17 protein-coding genes are annotated in these 16,472 nt (G+C 52.7%); all 17 read right to left on the reverse strand.

From position 1 onward, the window contains the following. Positions 1-104: 104 nt before the first annotated feature. The 17 genes from EAH77_RS22185 to EAH77_RS22265 all read right to left on the reverse strand — a co-directional run bounded on the left by EAH77_RS22185 (position 105) and on the right by EAH77_RS22265 (position 16,471). The gene (locus EAH77_RS22185; protein WP_140475179.1) at positions 105-674 is read right to left on the reverse strand and encodes a hypothetical protein; all 570 of its coding nucleotides are present in this window, start codon (positions 672-674) and stop codon (positions 105-107) included. A gap of 22 nt (positions 675-696) precedes the next feature. Then, positions 697-3,849: a conjugal transfer mating-pair stabilization protein TraG gene (traG, locus tag EAH77_RS22190; RefSeq protein ID WP_140475181.1), complete on the reverse strand. Its 3,153-nt coding sequence runs from the start codon at positions 3,847-3,849 to the stop codon at positions 697-699. Next, positions 3,842-5,209, reverse strand: coding sequence for a conjugal transfer pilus assembly protein TraH (gene traH / locus EAH77_RS22195; RefSeq protein ID WP_140475183.1), 1,368 nt, complete (start codon positions 5,207-5,209; stop codon positions 3,842-3,844). The genes traG and traH overlap by 8 nt, the downstream gene beginning before the upstream one ends. Beyond that, the gene (locus EAH77_RS22200) at positions 5,206-5,592 is read right to left on the reverse strand and encodes a hypothetical protein (protein WP_140475185.1); all 387 of its coding nucleotides are present in this window, start codon (positions 5,590-5,592) and stop codon (positions 5,206-5,208) included. Before EAH77_RS22200 ends, traH begins: the two co-directional genes overlap by 4 nt. Positions 5,593-5,685: 93 nt before the next feature. Further along, entirely contained in the window at positions 5,686-6,327 is a 642-nt protein-coding gene (gene trbB, locus EAH77_RS22205; RefSeq protein WP_140475187.1) for an F-type conjugal transfer protein TrbB, read from the reverse strand. Continuing rightward, on the reverse strand, positions 6,324-6,536 hold the full coding sequence (locus tag EAH77_RS22210) for a hypothetical protein (RefSeq protein ID WP_140475189.1): 213 nt from the start codon (positions 6,534-6,536) through the stop codon (positions 6,324-6,326). The genes trbB and EAH77_RS22210 overlap by 4 nt, the downstream gene beginning before the upstream one ends. Beyond that, positions 6,529-7,014 carry a hypothetical protein gene (locus EAH77_RS22215; protein ID WP_140475191.1) on the reverse strand — a complete coding sequence of 162 codons (486 nt, stop codon included), beginning with the start codon at positions 7,012-7,014 and terminating at the stop codon, positions 6,529-6,531. Before EAH77_RS22215 ends, EAH77_RS22210 begins: the two co-directional genes overlap by 8 nt. Positions 7,015-7,353: 339 nt before the next feature. Further along, positions 7,354-8,151, reverse strand: coding sequence for a type-F conjugative transfer system pilin assembly protein TraF (traF, locus tag EAH77_RS22220; RefSeq protein ID WP_140475250.1), 798 nt, complete (start codon positions 8,149-8,151; stop codon positions 7,354-7,356). Next, positions 8,151-9,989 carry a type-F conjugative transfer system mating-pair stabilization protein TraN gene (traN, locus tag EAH77_RS22225; protein ID WP_140475193.1) on the reverse strand — a complete coding sequence of 613 codons (1,839 nt, stop codon included), beginning with the start codon at positions 9,987-9,989 and terminating at the stop codon, positions 8,151-8,153. Before traN ends, traF begins: the two co-directional genes overlap by 1 nt. After that, positions 9,986-10,615, reverse strand: coding sequence for a type-F conjugative transfer system pilin assembly protein TrbC (gene trbC, locus EAH77_RS22230; RefSeq protein WP_140475195.1), 630 nt, complete (start codon positions 10,613-10,615; stop codon positions 9,986-9,988). The genes traN and trbC overlap by 4 nt, the downstream gene beginning before the upstream one ends. A gap of 9 nt (positions 10,616-10,624) precedes the next feature. Further along, positions 10,625-11,617, reverse strand: coding sequence for a conjugal transfer pilus assembly protein TraU (gene traU / locus EAH77_RS22235; protein ID WP_140475197.1), 993 nt, complete (start codon positions 11,615-11,617; stop codon positions 10,625-10,627). Next, positions 11,587-12,021: a hypothetical protein gene (locus EAH77_RS22240; protein ID WP_241673513.1), complete on the reverse strand. Its 435-nt coding sequence runs from the start codon at positions 12,019-12,021 to the stop codon at positions 11,587-11,589. The genes traU and EAH77_RS22240 overlap by 31 nt, the downstream gene beginning before the upstream one ends. Positions 12,022-12,252: 231 nt before the next feature. After that, positions 12,253-12,528: a hypothetical protein gene (locus tag EAH77_RS22245; RefSeq protein WP_140475201.1), complete on the reverse strand. Its 276-nt coding sequence runs from the start codon at positions 12,526-12,528 to the stop codon at positions 12,253-12,255. Continuing rightward, positions 12,525-13,145 carry a type-F conjugative transfer system protein TraW gene (gene traW / locus EAH77_RS22250; RefSeq protein ID WP_140475203.1) on the reverse strand — a complete coding sequence of 207 codons (621 nt, stop codon included), beginning with the start codon at positions 13,143-13,145 and terminating at the stop codon, positions 12,525-12,527. The genes EAH77_RS22245 and traW overlap by 4 nt, the downstream gene beginning before the upstream one ends. Further along, complete coding sequence (trbI, locus tag EAH77_RS22255; protein WP_140475205.1) at positions 13,142-13,558, reverse strand: type-F conjugative transfer system protein TrbI; 417 nt, start codon at positions 13,556-13,558, stop codon at positions 13,142-13,144. Before trbI ends, traW begins: the two co-directional genes overlap by 4 nt. Further along, positions 13,555-16,221, reverse strand: coding sequence for a type IV secretion system protein TraC (gene traC, locus EAH77_RS22260; protein ID WP_140475207.1), 2,667 nt, complete (start codon positions 16,219-16,221; stop codon positions 13,555-13,557). Before traC ends, trbI begins: the two co-directional genes overlap by 4 nt. Then, positions 16,214-16,471 carry a hypothetical protein gene (locus tag EAH77_RS22265; RefSeq protein WP_140475209.1) on the reverse strand — a complete coding sequence of 86 codons (258 nt, stop codon included), beginning with the start codon at positions 16,469-16,471 and terminating at the stop codon, positions 16,214-16,216. The genes traC and EAH77_RS22265 overlap by 8 nt, the downstream gene beginning before the upstream one ends. Between the last annotated feature and the right edge of the window lies 1 nt (position 16,472).

Below are 16,472 nucleotides of genomic sequence, written 5' to 3' on the forward strand. Positions count from 1 at the left end.
TGGGGCAGGCATGCCCCGAAATATTGGCTATTTGGATATAAATCTGGAGGGTAAAACCCTTCCGTTAGAATTACAGAAGGGTTATAGGCAGTAGGGGATTTAACTTAAATGTTTTTGATCAACTTGCTGATTTTTTCGAGGGCCAAACCGGCACCCAAACGGTTAATTTCAAATGATACTAATATGCTAGACACAATAAAAAGTGATAGCAATAGCACAGGTACAGCTATGGCAAACCAAGCAGATAGGCCAGAAAGCAGACAGCTTATAATCATTAAAGTGCAAAATGTAATGATTGATTTGCGAACAATTTTTGCAAGGTGACTTACGAGCAGCGAATTGCTTCTCACTTCTAAGGGCAAAGACATATATGTAAGTTGATTATTATATGTCATTAAGAAAACAAGCAGACCTACTGCTGCGGTTATTGCCAATAAGTACCAGCCTTCTGATATAAGGAAAATTATGAATCCTTTAATTGAAGCGTCATCTTTATCAAAAGAGGCGTAGAAAATTACAGTACTCAATATACTCAATAAAACAGAAAAAAAGGGAATCGCAGCACTCCGTTTCATCAATTCCGTTGGTGATGGAATTTGTCGATGCTCAGTATCTAAGCCGTTTATTAGAAAGTTAACATCTGCTTCAATTTGTGCTGCAGTTAGGTTTCCCATCTGTGTTATTCCTTAAAATATATCATGAGGCTTTTCTCTGTTGTTCCCGAAGCTCTTTAAGCTTCTGCTCAAAATTCTTAGTTTCTGCATGATCAAAACCAGGTTTAGTCTGCCTAATGTCCTCTTCAGTGCGGCCAATCTGCTGGCTTTTCACCGCACCCTGATGCTCATTTCTGAGTATATCACTGGATGCCTGAACAGGGGTTTCGTTTTGCTCGATTTTTCCGCCATTTTCTCTAATGACATTAGAATTCGCAGATCTTTGTGCTGCAACCTGCCCCGCCACGTTATTAGGGATACCTGCACCCTCAGCGTGCTCACTCACTTTCTCAGCAGCCGCATTATAATTATCTGTTATTGACGCTGACGGTGGGCCGCCTTGCACATGGAGATTTCTCTCCTGGTTATGCAGGTTTACCTCACCCCCACTTGTCAATAATGGGTCTGTACCCCTTATCGGTGACGTTCCGTTAACTTCACCTGGTACATGACTCGCTGCTACACCCGGAGCACTTCCCGGTGTCAACGATCCTCGAGGGTCGGTTTCCGTGACGGCGCTAGAGCCTGTGACATCGCTCTCCTGGCTGCCGGCCACCGCACTGGCTCCATAGGGCACAGGGACTGGGTCACCTGCAGCGGTATGTTGCGCAGTGACCGCACCGTATTCTAGCGAGTTTGATGGTGTCAGGGGTTGCGTGTTTGTCTGTTCTGTCCGGGCACCATAGTTTTGCATAATCTCTGGTTCCAGACGCTCCTTCATAAACTCAGTTGCCGCTTCCCGGGCTGAGTTAACGTTGGTCAGAACACCCTGTGCATTATTTCCATACTTTGCCGTTGTCCAGTCCACAAATTCCTGGTTGTAGTTGGCATCAAGACTGGCACTTTCGTTTTGTGCCAGTGTGGCCATCCGGCTGAACTCCTGACTTTTGGTACTGCTGTCGGTGTACTGATGATACTGACTTTTCGCATCATTCAACGTCGATGCGTACTGATCAACCAGGGAATTGGATTGGTTATTTGTCTGATTTCCAGACTCACTGACTCGCGCCGACGTCACCATATCCATACCCTGACGGAAATCCTTCACCGTCTGACTGTTTTCGTCATGACGGAAATCTTTCCCTTCTGAGTTGGTATCCTGCGTACCGTGTGCGCTACCAGAAGTATGCTTCCAGTCGGCATTGACGTGTGCTTCGGCACCAACACTCACACCCGTGGCCCACTTGCCCACTTTCCCGACGAGCTGATCGCCAGAATCAGCCTTAACATTCGCCGATATACCAGCCCCACCGGATCCCTGATTGGTGATATCCATCAGATGGTTGTAAGCCTCCTGAGTAGAGATGTTGTGGGATTTCCCATAGCTTTCGGCGGCAGACATCATCTTACTCGCACCCACTGTCGCATTGGTTGCCTGAGTATTCTCGCTACCCTGCGTCATGGATGAGCTGTTTCCACTCTGACTGGTCAGTTGGTTCAGTTGCTGGAAGCCGCTGGTAATGCTGTGGTTATAGCCATCGAGCGCCGTTTGCGCCTCCTGCTGAGCCTGCCGCGACTGCTCCTGGAAACCACTGCTCGCCAGTGAACTTAATCGCATGTTAACCGGTAGGTTAGAGATGGCCTGAGACGTGTCATAGACGTTATGGCCGTCCGCCGTCAGGGTACGCATCCCGCCATTTTCCATCTGGTGGCTTTGTTGTCCCATACGCTGTGACAGGTTGGTATCAAATTTGTTGGCGTTAACATTATCCATCGACATGTTATTAAATGACCAGTTGCCGTCAGCGGTCGTTGATGCCTGTCCGCTGGCTGAGAACGCCGCTGAACTCATCACCCCGCCCACTACCTGCGACGCCACGGACGCTGCCCCTTTCGTCAGGAAAAAGGACAGTACCGGTATCGACATGCTGAGATAACCTGCGATATTGGCCACGTCAGAATGCTGCAGGGCTATGCGATCCTGATTCGCCAGCACCAACGCCGTTGAACCGGTTTTTGACTGGAGGTAGAAGTTGGCCAGGGAATTCAAAATCGCAAACATCACCGGCCACATCTGGAAATACAGGAAACCACCGGCGTACAGCTTCAGGGTATTAAACCCAAAGATTGCGTGGTTTGTCAGGGCAAGCGCAATCACTAGCGGGAACAGGCCAATCAGGATCAGCATCATCAATGACTGGAACATGGGCAGCGTTCTAGCGGCAATTGCGCCGCCTGCAGCCCAACTCAGACGCTGCTTGGTCATGGTAGATTCTGTCGCCAGATTAACCAGATTGGCCGTGTCTGACGAGCGGGCAGCAAAGCCTTTCCAGCCGTCACGAATGGCGGCATTGGTCACGTTGTTGCGCATAATCTGTGAAGCGCTGAGTCCACCGGTGTAAAAGAATCCGTAACTTTCATCCATCGCATTACTCAACAGCGAGTCGGCATTCACTTTGCTACCAAATATGCGGGTCGCCATATCGTGCCAGCTCACACCTCCCACCGAGATATCACTTCCAATCAGAGTTTTGATCGTCGTTGCTGCCTGCTGACAGGTGATAAATTGTTTGGTGCCACTGACTGTCTGATAAACCCCGCGTAAAGGACTTGGGTTAGTCGTAATAAGCGTCAGCGGGTCAGTGCTGTTCAGCAGTTGGTTAACGGTGTATTTGCCATTGAGCAAGATATCGCCAATAACACAATTTTCGACATAATCCGGCAGCATCTGTGCAAGTTGCGGGTTTTGAGTACGAAAATCTGACGTTTGGGCCACAATTTGAGAACCAAAAAGCATGCCGCTCTTGGTGTACGTCAGCGAATCTGGCCGTGACAAGGTGTATTCATACAGTTGCGCCACGCCATAGCCGGCTCCGGTCGACAATCCCGCAATCATGGCCAGTCCCAGGGGGACATTGTCAACTTCATACACAGCGGCCGGATCGGTAATGTCGATAATTTGCACCGAGCGTTTAGGCACCAATAGCACAGAAGTGATAAACATGAATACGGCAAGCCAGTGCATAAACACGCGGGGATCGCGCGTTTTGATAAAGGAAATCATCACACCCAGAACGCCGAACAGACTAACAATGCGGATCAGGGTATCAAATGTATCGGCACCCAGTATCGTCACAACGCCGTTGAGTACCTGCCGCCACATATCCCCGCCGAATATCGTGTACATTTCAGTCATTGCTCATCCCCCACCGGTAGTTGCTTTGATACGACGTTGAAATGATGGTCGAGACTTGTTGCTGTAGGTACTGCATGTTGCGGTCGATACCATCCAGCGCATTCTGATCTGCCGCAGACTGCAGTTTCATGTTGGCCAGCAACGACTGAGCCTGTGCCACGTTCTGACGTAATTCACTTGCCGCCTGCGCCGGGAAGTTCTTACCTGCCAGCGACTGGCTGGCCTGTTTCACCAGTTCCTGTAGGTACTGGATCATTAAATCCTGTGCGATGTAATCTGCCACCTGGATCAGGTAGGTCGGACTCTGCCCCATACTTTGAGAGTTGGTCAGGTATTTGAGGACTGGGACAGAAGTGGTGTTGAGAAATCCCTTTTCCTTATCAGACAAACCCGTGTCGTCGGTCAGTTTTTGGTTCATGGATAACATGATGTTTTGCACCAGCGTCACCAATGCGTTGTCGCTGGTAATGGTGACACTGGCAACTGTTGGACCCAGGCAAAGGTCGGGTTCATCGCAGCCGTAAATTTTTGCTGTCCCGCCACGCATCAACACGGTAATAACGTCCCGGTTATCGACCATCGGCGTCAAGATAGTGACCTGACCGGCGCTGTTGAAAATGATGGAGCCGACAATACTCATCACCAACTCTTTCAGCTGACGGTTGCCATCAAAGAGGTGGTTGCGCCCGAGTGCATCCCAGATGAGATTTTTGTTCTTCAGCACCTGGTCTTTCTGATTATCCGAAGCACGACCCGTGACGTTGTCACCCTGCCCCCCCACCGTACAACCCTGTCGTGATGACGCCCAGTCAGAAAAAATATTGTCGTCACCGGCAATGTCCTGACAGATTTTCTGGTTGGAAAGCTGGGATACGGGCCAGAGACCACCGATGATCCCCTGTGCTGCCTGACAGGAACTCATATTGGAAGAGTTAACGTCAGAGGCGAGTTTTTGCAGGAAATCTTTCGCCTGCTTAAGTTCTGGGACCATCGTCTGCAGTGCCAGGTCGAATGCATATCCTGTTGCGTTGCTCATGATCTGCTTAGCAAATCGTTGGATCGCTTCGCCGTTGATGTAGGAGAATGCGCCAAGATATGCATCGATCCCTCCACAACCTGAATTGAGGGAAGGTACTTGCATTGAAATAAGTTGAACCTGCTTGACGGGGTTACGCAGATATACTGAACCGCCTGTCATATATCCTGCCGCCTGCCCCTGCCACGCCTGCGCTTTTGACACGTTGCCGTCGTAGCCAAGGCTGCCAAAATATCCGTTCAGGTCTCCCTGTACGTCAGCCAACGCTGATGCGCTGATACACATTGCAGTCAGTGCAGAAAATATGACCTTTTTGAGTTTCATAGATGACGCTCCCCATTCGCCGAGTTTTCCGTTTTTTGGAGTTTATTTTCAACAGACTGATACCAGAATTGTGCTTTGATTCGGGTGTCTACCCACCCCATAAACTTATGCAGCAAAACCATCGCGACGGTTGTCAGCGAAGCGATCATTGCGCCGCTCCCCAGCGCCGAAAATACCCAGGCAGGCAGTTGTAAAATTAATGAGAAGGCCAGGGTGTATTGATGCATTGCGGGGTTTTGCATCTCTGTGTCAAACCAGATGCCTGCAAAATGAGGCCACAAACAGCCTGCCGCGAACAACGCGATCCCTATCAGAAAGGAAACGAAAACAACCTTTTCCATAAACGAGCGGTCTTTCGCGCGTAAGCGTTCTGTATTGTTCAAAGTCATGTCTCCGTATGCGCAGAAGCACTGCGCGCGATATAAGTGTGAGAAGAGTTTCGTGCCGGATGCTTTTCGGGGGGAACGTTGTGGTTGTTATTGCGCGGTGACGCCCTGACTGGTGGGCACGGGACCCAAAGTATCGGATGGCAGGTGATCAATATCTGCCTCAATCATCAGTGCTACGCGCTGGCTCAACGTTCCCATATCGGTATCACCCTGATAGAGCGGATAGGCAGGAATGGTGTTATCTGGCAGTAAATCCACTACGTTGACCAAAAAAGTCGTTGGCGTGGCGATGGGCAGTCCGTTGCCAAAAAACGTTAAGATCTCACCCGCTATCGGTTCATTTGCGCCCACTTTTCGCGGGATGAGGGCCACAGGGAATGCGCTGTCACCATAACCGTCGAGCGTGTAGGGATAGACTTTGATACCTACCTCCTCTGACCATTGCTTAAGCTTCGGATCGAACTTTGCGCTGTACTGACAGCCGCGCTGCATAAATACCACGATGGCGTAGTTATTCAGGTTCACTCCACGTCCGTCGGTGAGTCTCATCATATGCGCCGGACGGGCCGAGGAAACATGCGCTTGCGGCAGTCCCAGGCCGGGCAGCGCCGGGGACCAGTTCGTTTTTGTCTTGCCCTGTTCCAGCGCAGCAATCTGGTCGGCCACGGTAGCGTGGACGGCAAGTGGGGACATCAGGCAAAGGAAAGGCAGAAGCCGGCAGAGTTTCACGGTTTCGCCTCTCTTTTTTGCCGGCGCGCCTTACGATGCGCAAGGACCTCCGAAACGATGAGCACCACCAGAGACAGTATCAGGCAGGTAAAGGTCGCAAAGGTCAGCACCTGTTGCGTCAGCACCGACGAGTAGGCCAGCAACTCCCGCAGACAATTAGCAACAATGCCAATCAGAAACAGCACGGAGACAACCGGAAGCTTATTCATGCTGTTTCTCCCTGCCCTCAGCGTGTACGGCAACACCCATGGCCATCAACGGGGCACGATCTTTTCGGCCTGCCCCCTTCATCCCCATACGAAGTGCAAAATATAAAAACGCATAAAGCGTGGTGACCATCCCGTAAAGTTGAATAAGCGTATGGTTAAACGAGGTCGCGTAGGTTTCACGGCCTACCTGCTCGGGCAAACAGAAGTACGGTGAAAGAGGTTTAACCGGCTGCGGGATCGCCCGCTGGTTAATCTCCAGCATATCCGGGATAGGAGCGCACCCCCACACCTTGCCTGGCTCTGCACCCCTCACCAGACCTTCTGCCTGATTGATCATAAACGCCCCCGGAGAAGGCCATGCGCTAAACAGAATAAGGAGAGAAAAAATAAGCACCGGGCCGATGACCAGAATGTCTATCAATAACCTGACCGTCGTCCAGCAGGCACCGGCACCCGTTTTGAGCACTGAATATTGCATAGGAAATCCTTTGTTAAGAAGAAGTGAGGGACAAGAAAAGGGCGGTTGAGCGGGATGAAGTATTTGGGGGGCACGCCTGTGATATAGGGGACGTCGAGTTCACCGAGAACCAGCGGCGCGGCAAGGGTAATGAAACAGCCCATTCCGTCTTCTGGGTAATAGTTGAAGTTCAGTGTGTCACCACCAAAATTCGTCAGTAATCCGCTTTAAAGCCCCCGGCATCCAGTCCGGGGTGTGTCGTCAATGACGCAAGAACAAGCGTGATACCGTTAGACGTTTCTCCCCTTCCCCGGATGCGCTCTATCGTCAGGAAAATAACGCTCATCTTGCTGTCTCTGTTTAAAAGTTAGGCTTAAACCCTGTAGCCACATTTAGAAAACGTCTGGCCAGGTCATCCTGTGTCATAAAACCGTAAGCCAGCGGGCGGAAGTCGCGTGATACCGGGTTAACCAGGAACAAGGCGGGGAAATGACTAATACCCATCCGCGCACTCTGCCCCTCATCCTGACGGCTGTCTGGTACCTGGGGTGATATATTCCCGTCCACGCTGACTGTGATAAGTGAGATATGCCGCGTGCGAGCAAAATCCGCGACCACCCCAGCCATCTGCGCATCAATTGGGTCACTGCCGCGATAGAAGTAAAACATCCCGTACTGCGCCGAAAGTTCGCTGATAGCCTGAGCCTGTTTGGTTTGGTCACTGGCCTGCTGCAACGGTGCCGTACTGTTGTAATGTGGATGTTCGAGGTTGTAGTCCAGATCGGGGTGATCCAGTTGGGCCACCGCAAACGACTGGCTGAACATCGATGCACGGTCCGTCCAGAATTTCTGCCAGCGCAGAAACGTGGCCGTGTTTTCACTGGACGGGTTGAGAATGGCCCGCGACAGTGCCTCTCGCGTATAGCCCTTGAGAACATCAGCCTGCTCAGACGATGACAGCTTGCTGAAATCCGGCACGGGTGAAGCCGGAACCGGTTTCGGTGCCGGCACTTCCGCCGGTTTCTTCGGTTCGTTGTACCAGTGCCAGCCGGTAAAGGGGTCAGCCGGCGTCACCACGGCATCAGCCGGTGTGTCCGCGCCGCCTGCCCACGACGGTAACGTGACACTGAGTAGGCAAGCAAATAACCATTTTTTCATCATTTCCCTCCACCTTGTGCGTTAACCTGTGCGGCGATACGGTCTTTAACCTGCTTAACCATGACGGAAGAATCCGGGATTTTCTGGTTGGTCATCAGGTCGGTATAGAAGTCAGCAAAATTAATCAGGTCGAAGTTGATCGCCTGCAGTTCAGGAATGGTAATACCCCGGCAGTTCGGGGAATCGCCACTGCCAAAATTGACGCCAAGCTGGTCGCGCCGCCCCTGTTCCTGAATAATGCGAGCAAGTTTCCCGCCGAAAACGCAGTACACCTGTTTTTTCTGGATGCAGACGCCCAGCACGGCCTGGTTACAAGCCTCACCGACGGAGACGACCACTTTTTTCGCCTTAGCCTTACCGATGGCCATCTCGTCACTGCTACAGTTCGCCAGCCCCGCACCGTTTCCCCAGCCCGAGTCCACGCAGCAGTTGGAGAACCCCGCCATCGCTTTGCGACAGGCCAATGCCTGACCGGTGAAGGCTTTAATGTTGATCTGGTCATTGGCCACGTCGTCACCGGCTGACGCCAACCCGGCGAGCTTCGCCACGGCCGTATCAAAACCGCTGTCGCCGGCACCGTCAGTGTCGCTGCAGTCGCCGGTCAGACAGAAATAATCTCCGCCGCAGAGTTTTCCCGTTGAGGTGTATGTTTTCTGACACTGATAGGTTTGCGAAACGTGAGAACAGGCACCGTTCGTGGTTTCGGTACAGGATGTGGCGGCGGACGTGCAGTTAGGGTCACTCATCAATGAACTACATGTTCCGTTGGAAGCTGCATTGACCTGATAGGTATCAGTGTACTGCCAGCAATCGCTATAGACGGTCTGAGCCTGTCCGTTAACATATGTAGTTTGGCTTCCGCCCGCTACAGAACACTTACTATTGGTGAGCTGACTGGTGGCGGGGTCTATATTACAACTCGGCGCGGACCAGGAGACTTCGGGCACCCAAACCTGTTCTGTAGACATAATTGTTACGGTCAAATACCACTCAAGAAAATGCCCCTTGTAATAGCCCATAACAATATCGAGCGAGCTGCGACCCGTAATCAATGCTGTTACAACCCCTGTATTGGGGATCACCACCCCGCTAACATTAATATTAAAATTCTGATAGGAGTCCCCGTTTTCATTTTTTGTCGCAAGGTCATTTCCCCATATTACCAAGTGACTTAAGTAAGTGGGGGTGTGTTCCTTTTCATGCAGTTTTATTGTCCCGCTTACTAATGTAGCTCCAGCAGGAAGAGGAAATTGAACCTGCACACCTCCGCTGATAAAAGGGCCATACACCCAGGCTGCCGGGTCCACGTCAATTGTTTGCAAGGTTGACCGCGTTTCGTAATGCCCGCCCGGTGATGCACTCCGGGTGCAGCTGCCGGTATAGCTTATATCTCTGTCGCAGGTGTAATTCTGGAAGGTGCTTTTGCTAACCACCTTGTCCGTGCACTGCGCATAAGTCCCGGTGACCACCGCATCCGCCGTACTTTCAGCATCTTTACCGTTGGTGATGTAAGGTGCTTTCGGATCGATGATCACGGCAGGGTTTGAGGTGCCGGAATCAATAATTGCCTTTCCGGCATTGTTTTGGCCGAGTTCCGTTTGTCCCTTGTCACCGATGCTCCCATCTCCCCCCCTTACCCCACCGTAATAGCCGCTTTGCTCCGGGCTAGAGGTGTAACCCGGAATAACGCCGGAAGGTGACGTGTTTGCCATGCCCGCCGTTCCCTGACCGCTGTTGGTTTTTCCATAACTGGCACCGACGTTGTAAGCATCGCTGACCGCATCGGCCTGGGCACCCTGCACGCACAGCAGCATCAGTGACAAAAGAAGTCGCTTCATTTTTTAACCTCCCCTCCCTGCAGCAGCTTCGTCGCCGTGTCGGCACAGTCACCCCGCCGTTTGACCTCTTCCAGCGCCTCTTGAACCGGCAGGCTGCCGTAGAGCACGTCAAATTTCCCCTTGCAGGTCACTACCAGCGCGGGAACCGCTTTAATGCCGTACTGCTGGAACAGGGTAGGATCAATCTGGACGCCGATCTGTTTATCTTTTTTGGACAGTTCAAACATCACCGAGGCCGTTTTGCGAAAATCGTTGTCCAGCAGGCCGCGAAGCGTTGCCGGAATACCGAAGCGACGGGCATTTTGTAACATCGGTAACAGACCTTCTTCAGCGATACCGAGGCTCACGAAATAGACTGCCTGCGGCGTGGGGCGATCCGCGCTGTTCTGGTCAGCCTGAGAGGCAGCGATTTCGTTTTGCAGCTGAGACACCTTGTCTTGCTGCGCCTGCGGCAGGGTGATGTTCATGCCCTTAAGCTGTGCCTGGAACTGTTCAAGTTCATTTTGCTTTTGTTTCATGTACGTCGTGTCGCTTGCCGACACGGTAGGTTGTTCTGCCGCCTGCACCGTTTGGGCACAGAGCAGCGCGACGCTGAGGGCCAGCGCCGTTATCAGGTGCTTGTTCATGGAAAGTCCTTACAGATAAGCGCAGTTACGCTTTCGCCACAGGAGGTAGCCGAAGCTCTTCTTGGAAGCCGGAGAGTTGTGTACTGAACCCCAAAGCTGCGTGGTAGTACCAAATGGGTGGCAGTCGCTGGCTTCGGGATACATATTGACCATCTGATAACGCCATCGTGATTTCGGAATGATCGGGGACGGATACTCGTAGCACACGGCCACGTCTGCCCCGACAGTCTCCATCACCAGGCCCTCCCGATGCAGTTTGAAGGCCATCCGTTCGCTAACCAAAACTGAGGCTTCAAGTGGTGAAAACTCGTTGCTGGTGTAGCCAGTAAATGGGTACATCGAACCCTGTGCGCCCGCACACCAAAATAACGCATCCAGTGGGATACCGGCGGTTGAAGCAATCGAATCAGCGGCGCAGGCACCCTGTGCCAGCAAGTTGGAGAACAGGCTGACTTCGGGGTTGATGATCATGGACAGCGTACTGTCATTCCAAAGCGGGTCAACCTCAGAGAGGTAGGCAATGTCCATGTCGCCGGTCTGCATGCAGCCTGTGCTGGTGATAATATTCAGCCAGAAAATCAGCGGATACTTGTACCAGTGAACGTGATAGAACGCGCCCGGCGAGGGCTTATCACTCTGCCCGCCGGTGCCAGTACCGGTACGGCCGAGGTCAATTTTAAATCCCCCCATGTTCACCATCACACCGGGTTCACGCGTCACGTCAGTGAGCGCAACTGGCTCCCAAAAACCAATAGCTAATCCCAGACGGTATAAAATGCCGACTGGGCAAATCTGGATCGGAGAAGCCGGGTTGGGCGTGTCAGGGTGAGAACCGGTGGCCAGCGGAATACTGCCGAGCGTCATGGGGAACAGGCATTTCCAGCAGACGTCGCTGATGGGGTTTACCCAGCGGCCGTCCCCGGCATTTGCGCTGGCAGCGTGTGCTGGCGTATACAGTAATCCCGCCCAAACTAAAGTAAAACAGAGAATGAGCTTGCGCATTCGTCCTCCGGTTCCCTGACAACCGGCATAACCTTCCAGCCCAGCCGTTCACAGCTGTCGATAAGCTGGATAAGAAACTTCGGTGCCCGCCCGGACTGCATCTGATAGTCGATATCGGCTTTAATGTCCGAACCCAGCACGGTCAGAAATTCCTGACGGGCTCTTTCGACTTCACGGGCCATTGCATCAATGGTACTGCCTGACAACAGCGGCGCCACGCCGATTTCCCGGTCTGACAACGTATAACCCGCCCGCTGCAAACTGCGCAGAAAGGCAGAGAAAATGGCGTCAAAATAGGCTTCGTTCATCTGCGCATGTAAGGCTTTACCCGTAATGGCGGCCGGATACCTGAACAGCTTCGATGTATTGCCTTCGGCACGGGGAGCTTCGTCCTGACGGGGCATGGGTTTTCCAACAAAATCATTCTTCCCGACAGCTTTGTACCAAAAAAACAAGTAAAGGCAGAGGAGTAATAACAGCAGCCACAATATTTCGCCGGGTGTGAGTGATTCAATAAATGCAAATAATCTCATCGTTATTCAACCTTTTGATAATGAGGAGAAGATGCCACATATAATCCGCGCTGACGCAGGCGCCTGAGCATCCGGTGAACTTTCTGTGCACTTTCACCTACATCAATTTTTCCCCTCTTGAAACGAATGCCCATTACGCTGCAACACACTTTGGATATCGAGTTCATTCAGTGACGCCAGAATGATGGCCGTTCGCAGTTCTGCGCTAAGTACTAGAAAAGTCTGCAGTGCGGCACGGATCACCACCGACTCTGTATATAGCGGGTGTTCATCCGTCATTTCCCGCAAGCCGTTCTTATCGGTCTCGTCCATGCGCACGGTCGTCGCAAAGCGTTTGATTCTATCCGCGTCGTGATTGACTTTAACGCAGTGATTCATTTCAGTGCCACCTCCTCAACCTTAAGCATCCTGTCGTCGCGGCTAATACGTACCGGCGTGTGCTCGAAGCCAAATTTAGTTGTCAGGGTGCCGTACTGGTCGAAGTACACCGGTTCATCCAGCGCGTTGCTGCTGTCCCGGATATTGCCGTTCACCAGAATGACTTTGAAATTGACTAACCCGCTCAGCTGCTGTTTCATCCACTTCATCTGCGCCGGATTATCACCGTCAATAAAGTAAAGGGTTTCGCTAAACGGTACTTTATCTAGGGGGTTTACCTGGTCACCGGCGAGGGCAATCACGTTGCCGCGCATATCACGGATGGTTTCGCGCACGGTAAAGGTCGGGTCATAGTGCAGCGTCCTGTCGATTTTCGCAGGGGTCAGCCCGGCTACGGGATCGGGACGAACGGCGTGGGTTTTCACTCTCGCCTCGGCTTCACGCTGCAGCCGGTCCATCTCCCCGCTGTCTTTCATGCCTTGCAGGCGCTGTCCGATAAAGTCCAGCAGGTCAGGTTCGGCTATCGGAAACAGATGCCCGATAGAGCCTAGCTCCCTGGCTCCTGTTGGCAGGCTAATTATCCCGGCCAACAGGAGGACAGCCAGCCGTTTTGTCATGGGGCCTCCTGCATACGGTGTGCAATATCCGTTTGAATTTGTGGCGTAATATCCAGCACGGGCATCACCACTGCCGGCGGCACAAGGATCAGGTCATCATGTTCCTGATGCCAGGCACTCAGGCTTTCTTTAAGGGCCAGATCAAAGCGGGTGGTCATGGCACGCGCACTGTTCTCGTCCAGCTGCTTTTTGGCAGACTGCTGCATAAACAGGTCGATAGTGCCCTTCATGTCAAACACCACCGTTCTGCGCTGGAACTGTTGGGCGACCAGCGCGCTGACTCCGGCGCACACCGCCACCAAAAGCAGGGCCGACGCAACGGCCCTGACGGATTTTTTGTTGAAGAAAGCTGCATGACGAGCCGGCACTATGCCCACTCTGACAGCTTGTGCATCGAGTTCGGGTTCACTCACGGTCTTATCTCCTCTGTATCATTCACACGCAGCCCCGCCCACACTTCCAGTTCGCGCATTTCGTTCTGGTACATATCCGGCTCACATGCCAGCAGATAGGCTGCCTCTTCGCTGGTAGCCCCTGCTTTCTGCGCATCGCTCATGTACTGGAAGTCCTGCCCGCGGGTGCTGAACATCGCCCGCGTTACCGGATCGACAAAAACGCGATGGAAGGAGCTGGTTTCCCCGGTCGAAATCATCACCGAGCTGAACCCGGTTTCTTTTGCCGGCTGGAAGCCGCGAATGACCTGCGTTTCCAGTTCGCTGAACTGATCGGGGTTGGCGTTAAGGTAGGTTTTGAAGGCTTTTGCGTCCTGTAACAATGTCACTTTCGTACCGCTACAGTCCCATGCTGCTGCCGCAGCAGGCGGCGCCGCCTGGTCTTTGGTACCGGTAAAGTCCTTGATGCCCTGCGTGATGGTGATGAAGGCACCGCGATGGCGGCGCACGGTGCGGTAGCCAGTTTCGATAAAACGGGCAGCGTGCGGGTTGGAGCCGCTGAACAGACGCCAGGCTTCGTCGATAATGGCCACTTTTTTTAGGTCACGCGGCGAGTGGTACATTTTTTCCTGTATCGCCAGAATGAGCGAGTACAGGATGGCAGACAGCAGGTGCGGCTGGTTTTCCAGGCTCAGCAATTCCAGTACAGCAAAGCGGGTTTCGCCATCGAGCGTCGGGCTGTCAGAGTTAAAGTACTCGCCGTTTGCCCCCCAGGTGCACCAGCGGTCAAGTAGCAGAACCAACTCGTTGATGCGGTCACGGATGCTCGGCTGTGACTCGTAAGTGTTTTTGACTTCTTCCGAAATCATGTACGCCACGACGTCATCAATACGCGCTTTATTCCCTTTCTCTTCCCAGGCGGACACCACACCTTTAAGCAGAATGGTTTCGCTGACCTTATCCAGCGGTGCATTGGGGCTGGCCAGCACGGTGAGCAGGCCGGTGATCCCTTCTGCAGACTCCTTAATGTCCAGCACGTTAGCAAACGGGTTAAAGCGAAGGGTTTGACCGTCCAGGTACACGCCTCCAGCCTGGGCACAGAAGTTTTTGTAGCTGGCCCCCATATCGATGACCCAGGCGAAACCGTTGGAATTCAGCACTTGCCGCAAAATTTCCTGGATGAAGAAGCTTTTGCCCGCGCCGGTGGTGCCGGTCACCGCGATGTTGTAGTTGGTGCTGCCGTTGGATTCGCTGAACATGTCGAAGAAGGCCAGCGCGTTGCGGTAAGTCGGCAACGGACTGCCGACGGGCGACATCTGCCGTTCTGCTACCACCGGCATCAGATTGACAGCGTTAAAGCTCTTACAGCGCAAAGTGGATCCCATGACCACCATGTCTTCCCACAAACCTTCCTGCATCATGAAGGGGAAGGAGCTGATCCAGTTACGTAGTTGTTGAAAACGCGGTGCGGATATTTCCAAGTCATTTTTACGAAAGACATTGATCGCCGCCAGCTCGCACGTCTGTTGCTGACTCGGGTCATCTGGCGTGAACAGGGTCAGGTTCAGGGAAAAATTGCACATAGCAATTTCATTACTGGCCAGACCCTGCCGCAGTTCACGCCACTCTTCATACGCACGCTGCGTACCAGGGAAAAGCTTGGCGTAGGAGGTGCCGGCTTTCTTGCCGAGATCCTGCTCTTTGCGGAATGCATCGTTCTGGCTTTTAACCTGCTCCTCAACCGATACGGTCCAACTGATAATGAAGGGGCAGGGAATGCCCAGGTCAGGAAAGCGCATATTCTGCAAATTGTCTGACGCCTGCCAGAGTGCAAATTTCGCCGGCGCTTTGGTCAGTTGCATATTCACGATACGGGTGCTGGCCACCGCCGTATCGCGGCTGTCTCCGAGGATACGATCCTCCGGTTGACGTGCTGTGGTGACGCGCAGATAACCCGGATGCACTTCCATTTCGGTGCTGTGATCCACACACTGGCGGTGCAATTCCTGATCAGGGTTCCAGTGATCCGGGCTGCGGGTAACCTGCCCTGGCCGGTAGTTAAGCTGTTCACGCATCACCGACAAAAATTCCGGTGCTGCAATACGACGCGTTTCCATATGCGCGGCCATCAGTGAAACCCGCAATGTCTCACGCAGTTGCACAACGGAATCCATTGCCCGGATGCCGCCGCGACCTGAACGGGCATACACTAGGAACACGCGGTAGTTACGCAGATAAAGCGGGTATTCCCGCTCGTTGCTGAGCCCTTTCAGTGCCGCACGTTCCCAGTAGGCTTTGGTGATGGCGTTGAGCGGCTTCGCCATGTTCCCTTTCCACATGTCCTTGCTCAGGCCATTGTCGAGCATCTCACCGACGCATTTACTGGCCACCATCAGTACGGTGATAGGGGATTTACGAGGCATTTTTTTGCGCAGCAGGTCATCGAGAGCCTGCACAACCTGCTGATTTGCCCCCGCCAGCGGGGCGACTTCCATGATGAAACCAATAGAACGGTTGTTGATAAAAAGGTCAGTTTTTTCATCATATTCGCGGTAAGGCAAGAGGCTGGTGATCGAAGGGTAACTCAGGCTTTGCTGCAGCATATCTGCAGCTGACTTGGCGCCACCTTCATCTTTGCTGCTGGCAAAAATGTTCGCCAGCTGATCTAACCAAGAATCACTCATGAAGACCTCCCTTAGACGGTCTCTGGCTTAACCTGATCACGTCCTGGCTTCCAACACGCCAATACTCATCAAGCATGAACATCTTTTGGCTCGCCTGCACAGCCTCGTGGAATTTCCGGCCACCTCCCCCTGCAATACTCATATCCAAATTGCGAACGGGATGAGGTAACTGATGAGGGACCTGAAGTAACCCTTTATTTGCCATACCTACATCTATGACGGTGATGACATCTTTTAGTTTTTTGCACATT

Source organism: Ewingella americana, from assembly GCF_006438725.1.
Lineage (GTDB): Bacteria > Pseudomonadota > Gammaproteobacteria > Enterobacterales > Enterobacteriaceae > Ewingella > Ewingella americana_A.

Excerpts from the sequence above, each read along its gene's own strand:
- traU (WP_140475197.1), bottom strand. The coding sequence starts at position 11,617 with ATGCGCAAGCTCATTCTCTGTTTTACTTTAGTTTGGGCGGGATTACTG.
- EAH77_RS22245 (WP_140475201.1), bottom strand. The coding sequence starts at position 12,528 with ATGAATCACTGCGTTAAAGTCAATCACGACGCGGATAGAATCAAACGC.
- EAH77_RS22265 (WP_140475209.1), bottom strand. The coding sequence starts at position 16,471 with ATGTGCAAAAAACTAAAAGATGTCATCACCGTCATAGATGTAGGTATG.
- trbC (WP_140475195.1), bottom strand. The coding sequence starts at position 10,615 with ATGAACAAGCACCTGATAACGGCGCTGGCCCTCAGCGTCGCGCTGCTC.
- traN (WP_140475193.1), bottom strand. The coding sequence starts at position 9,989 with ATGAAGCGACTTCTTTTGTCACTGATGCTGCTGTGCGTGCAGGGTGCC.
- traH (WP_140475183.1), bottom strand. The coding sequence starts at position 5,209 with ATGAAACTCAAAAAGGTCATATTTTCTGCACTGACTGCAATGTGTATC.
- traF (WP_140475250.1), bottom strand. The coding sequence starts at position 8,151 with ATGAAAAAATGGTTATTTGCTTGCCTACTCAGTGTCACGTTACCGTCG.
- traW (WP_140475203.1), bottom strand. The coding sequence starts at position 13,145 with ATGACAAAACGGCTGGCTGTCCTCCTGTTGGCCGGGATAATTAGCCTG.
- traC (WP_140475207.1), bottom strand. The coding sequence starts at position 16,221 with ATGAGTGATTCTTGGTTAGATCAGCTGGCGAACATTTTTGCCAGCAGC.
- traG (WP_140475181.1), bottom strand. The coding sequence starts at position 3,849 with ATGACTGAAATGTACACGATATTCGGCGGGGATATGTGGCGGCAGGTA.
- EAH77_RS22215 (WP_140475191.1), bottom strand. The coding sequence starts at position 7,014 with ATGCAATATTCAGTGCTCAAAACGGGTGCCGGTGCCTGCTGGACGACG.
- EAH77_RS22210 (WP_140475189.1), bottom strand. The coding sequence starts at position 6,536 with ATGAATAAGCTTCCGGTTGTCTCCGTGCTGTTTCTGATTGGCATTGTT.
- EAH77_RS22185 (WP_140475179.1), bottom strand. The coding sequence starts at position 674 with ATGGGAAACCTAACTGCAGCACAAATTGAAGCAGATGTTAACTTTCTA.
- EAH77_RS22240 (WP_241673513.1), bottom strand. The coding sequence starts at position 12,021 with ATGCCCCGTCAGGACGAAGCTCCCCGTGCCGAAGGCAATACATCGAAG.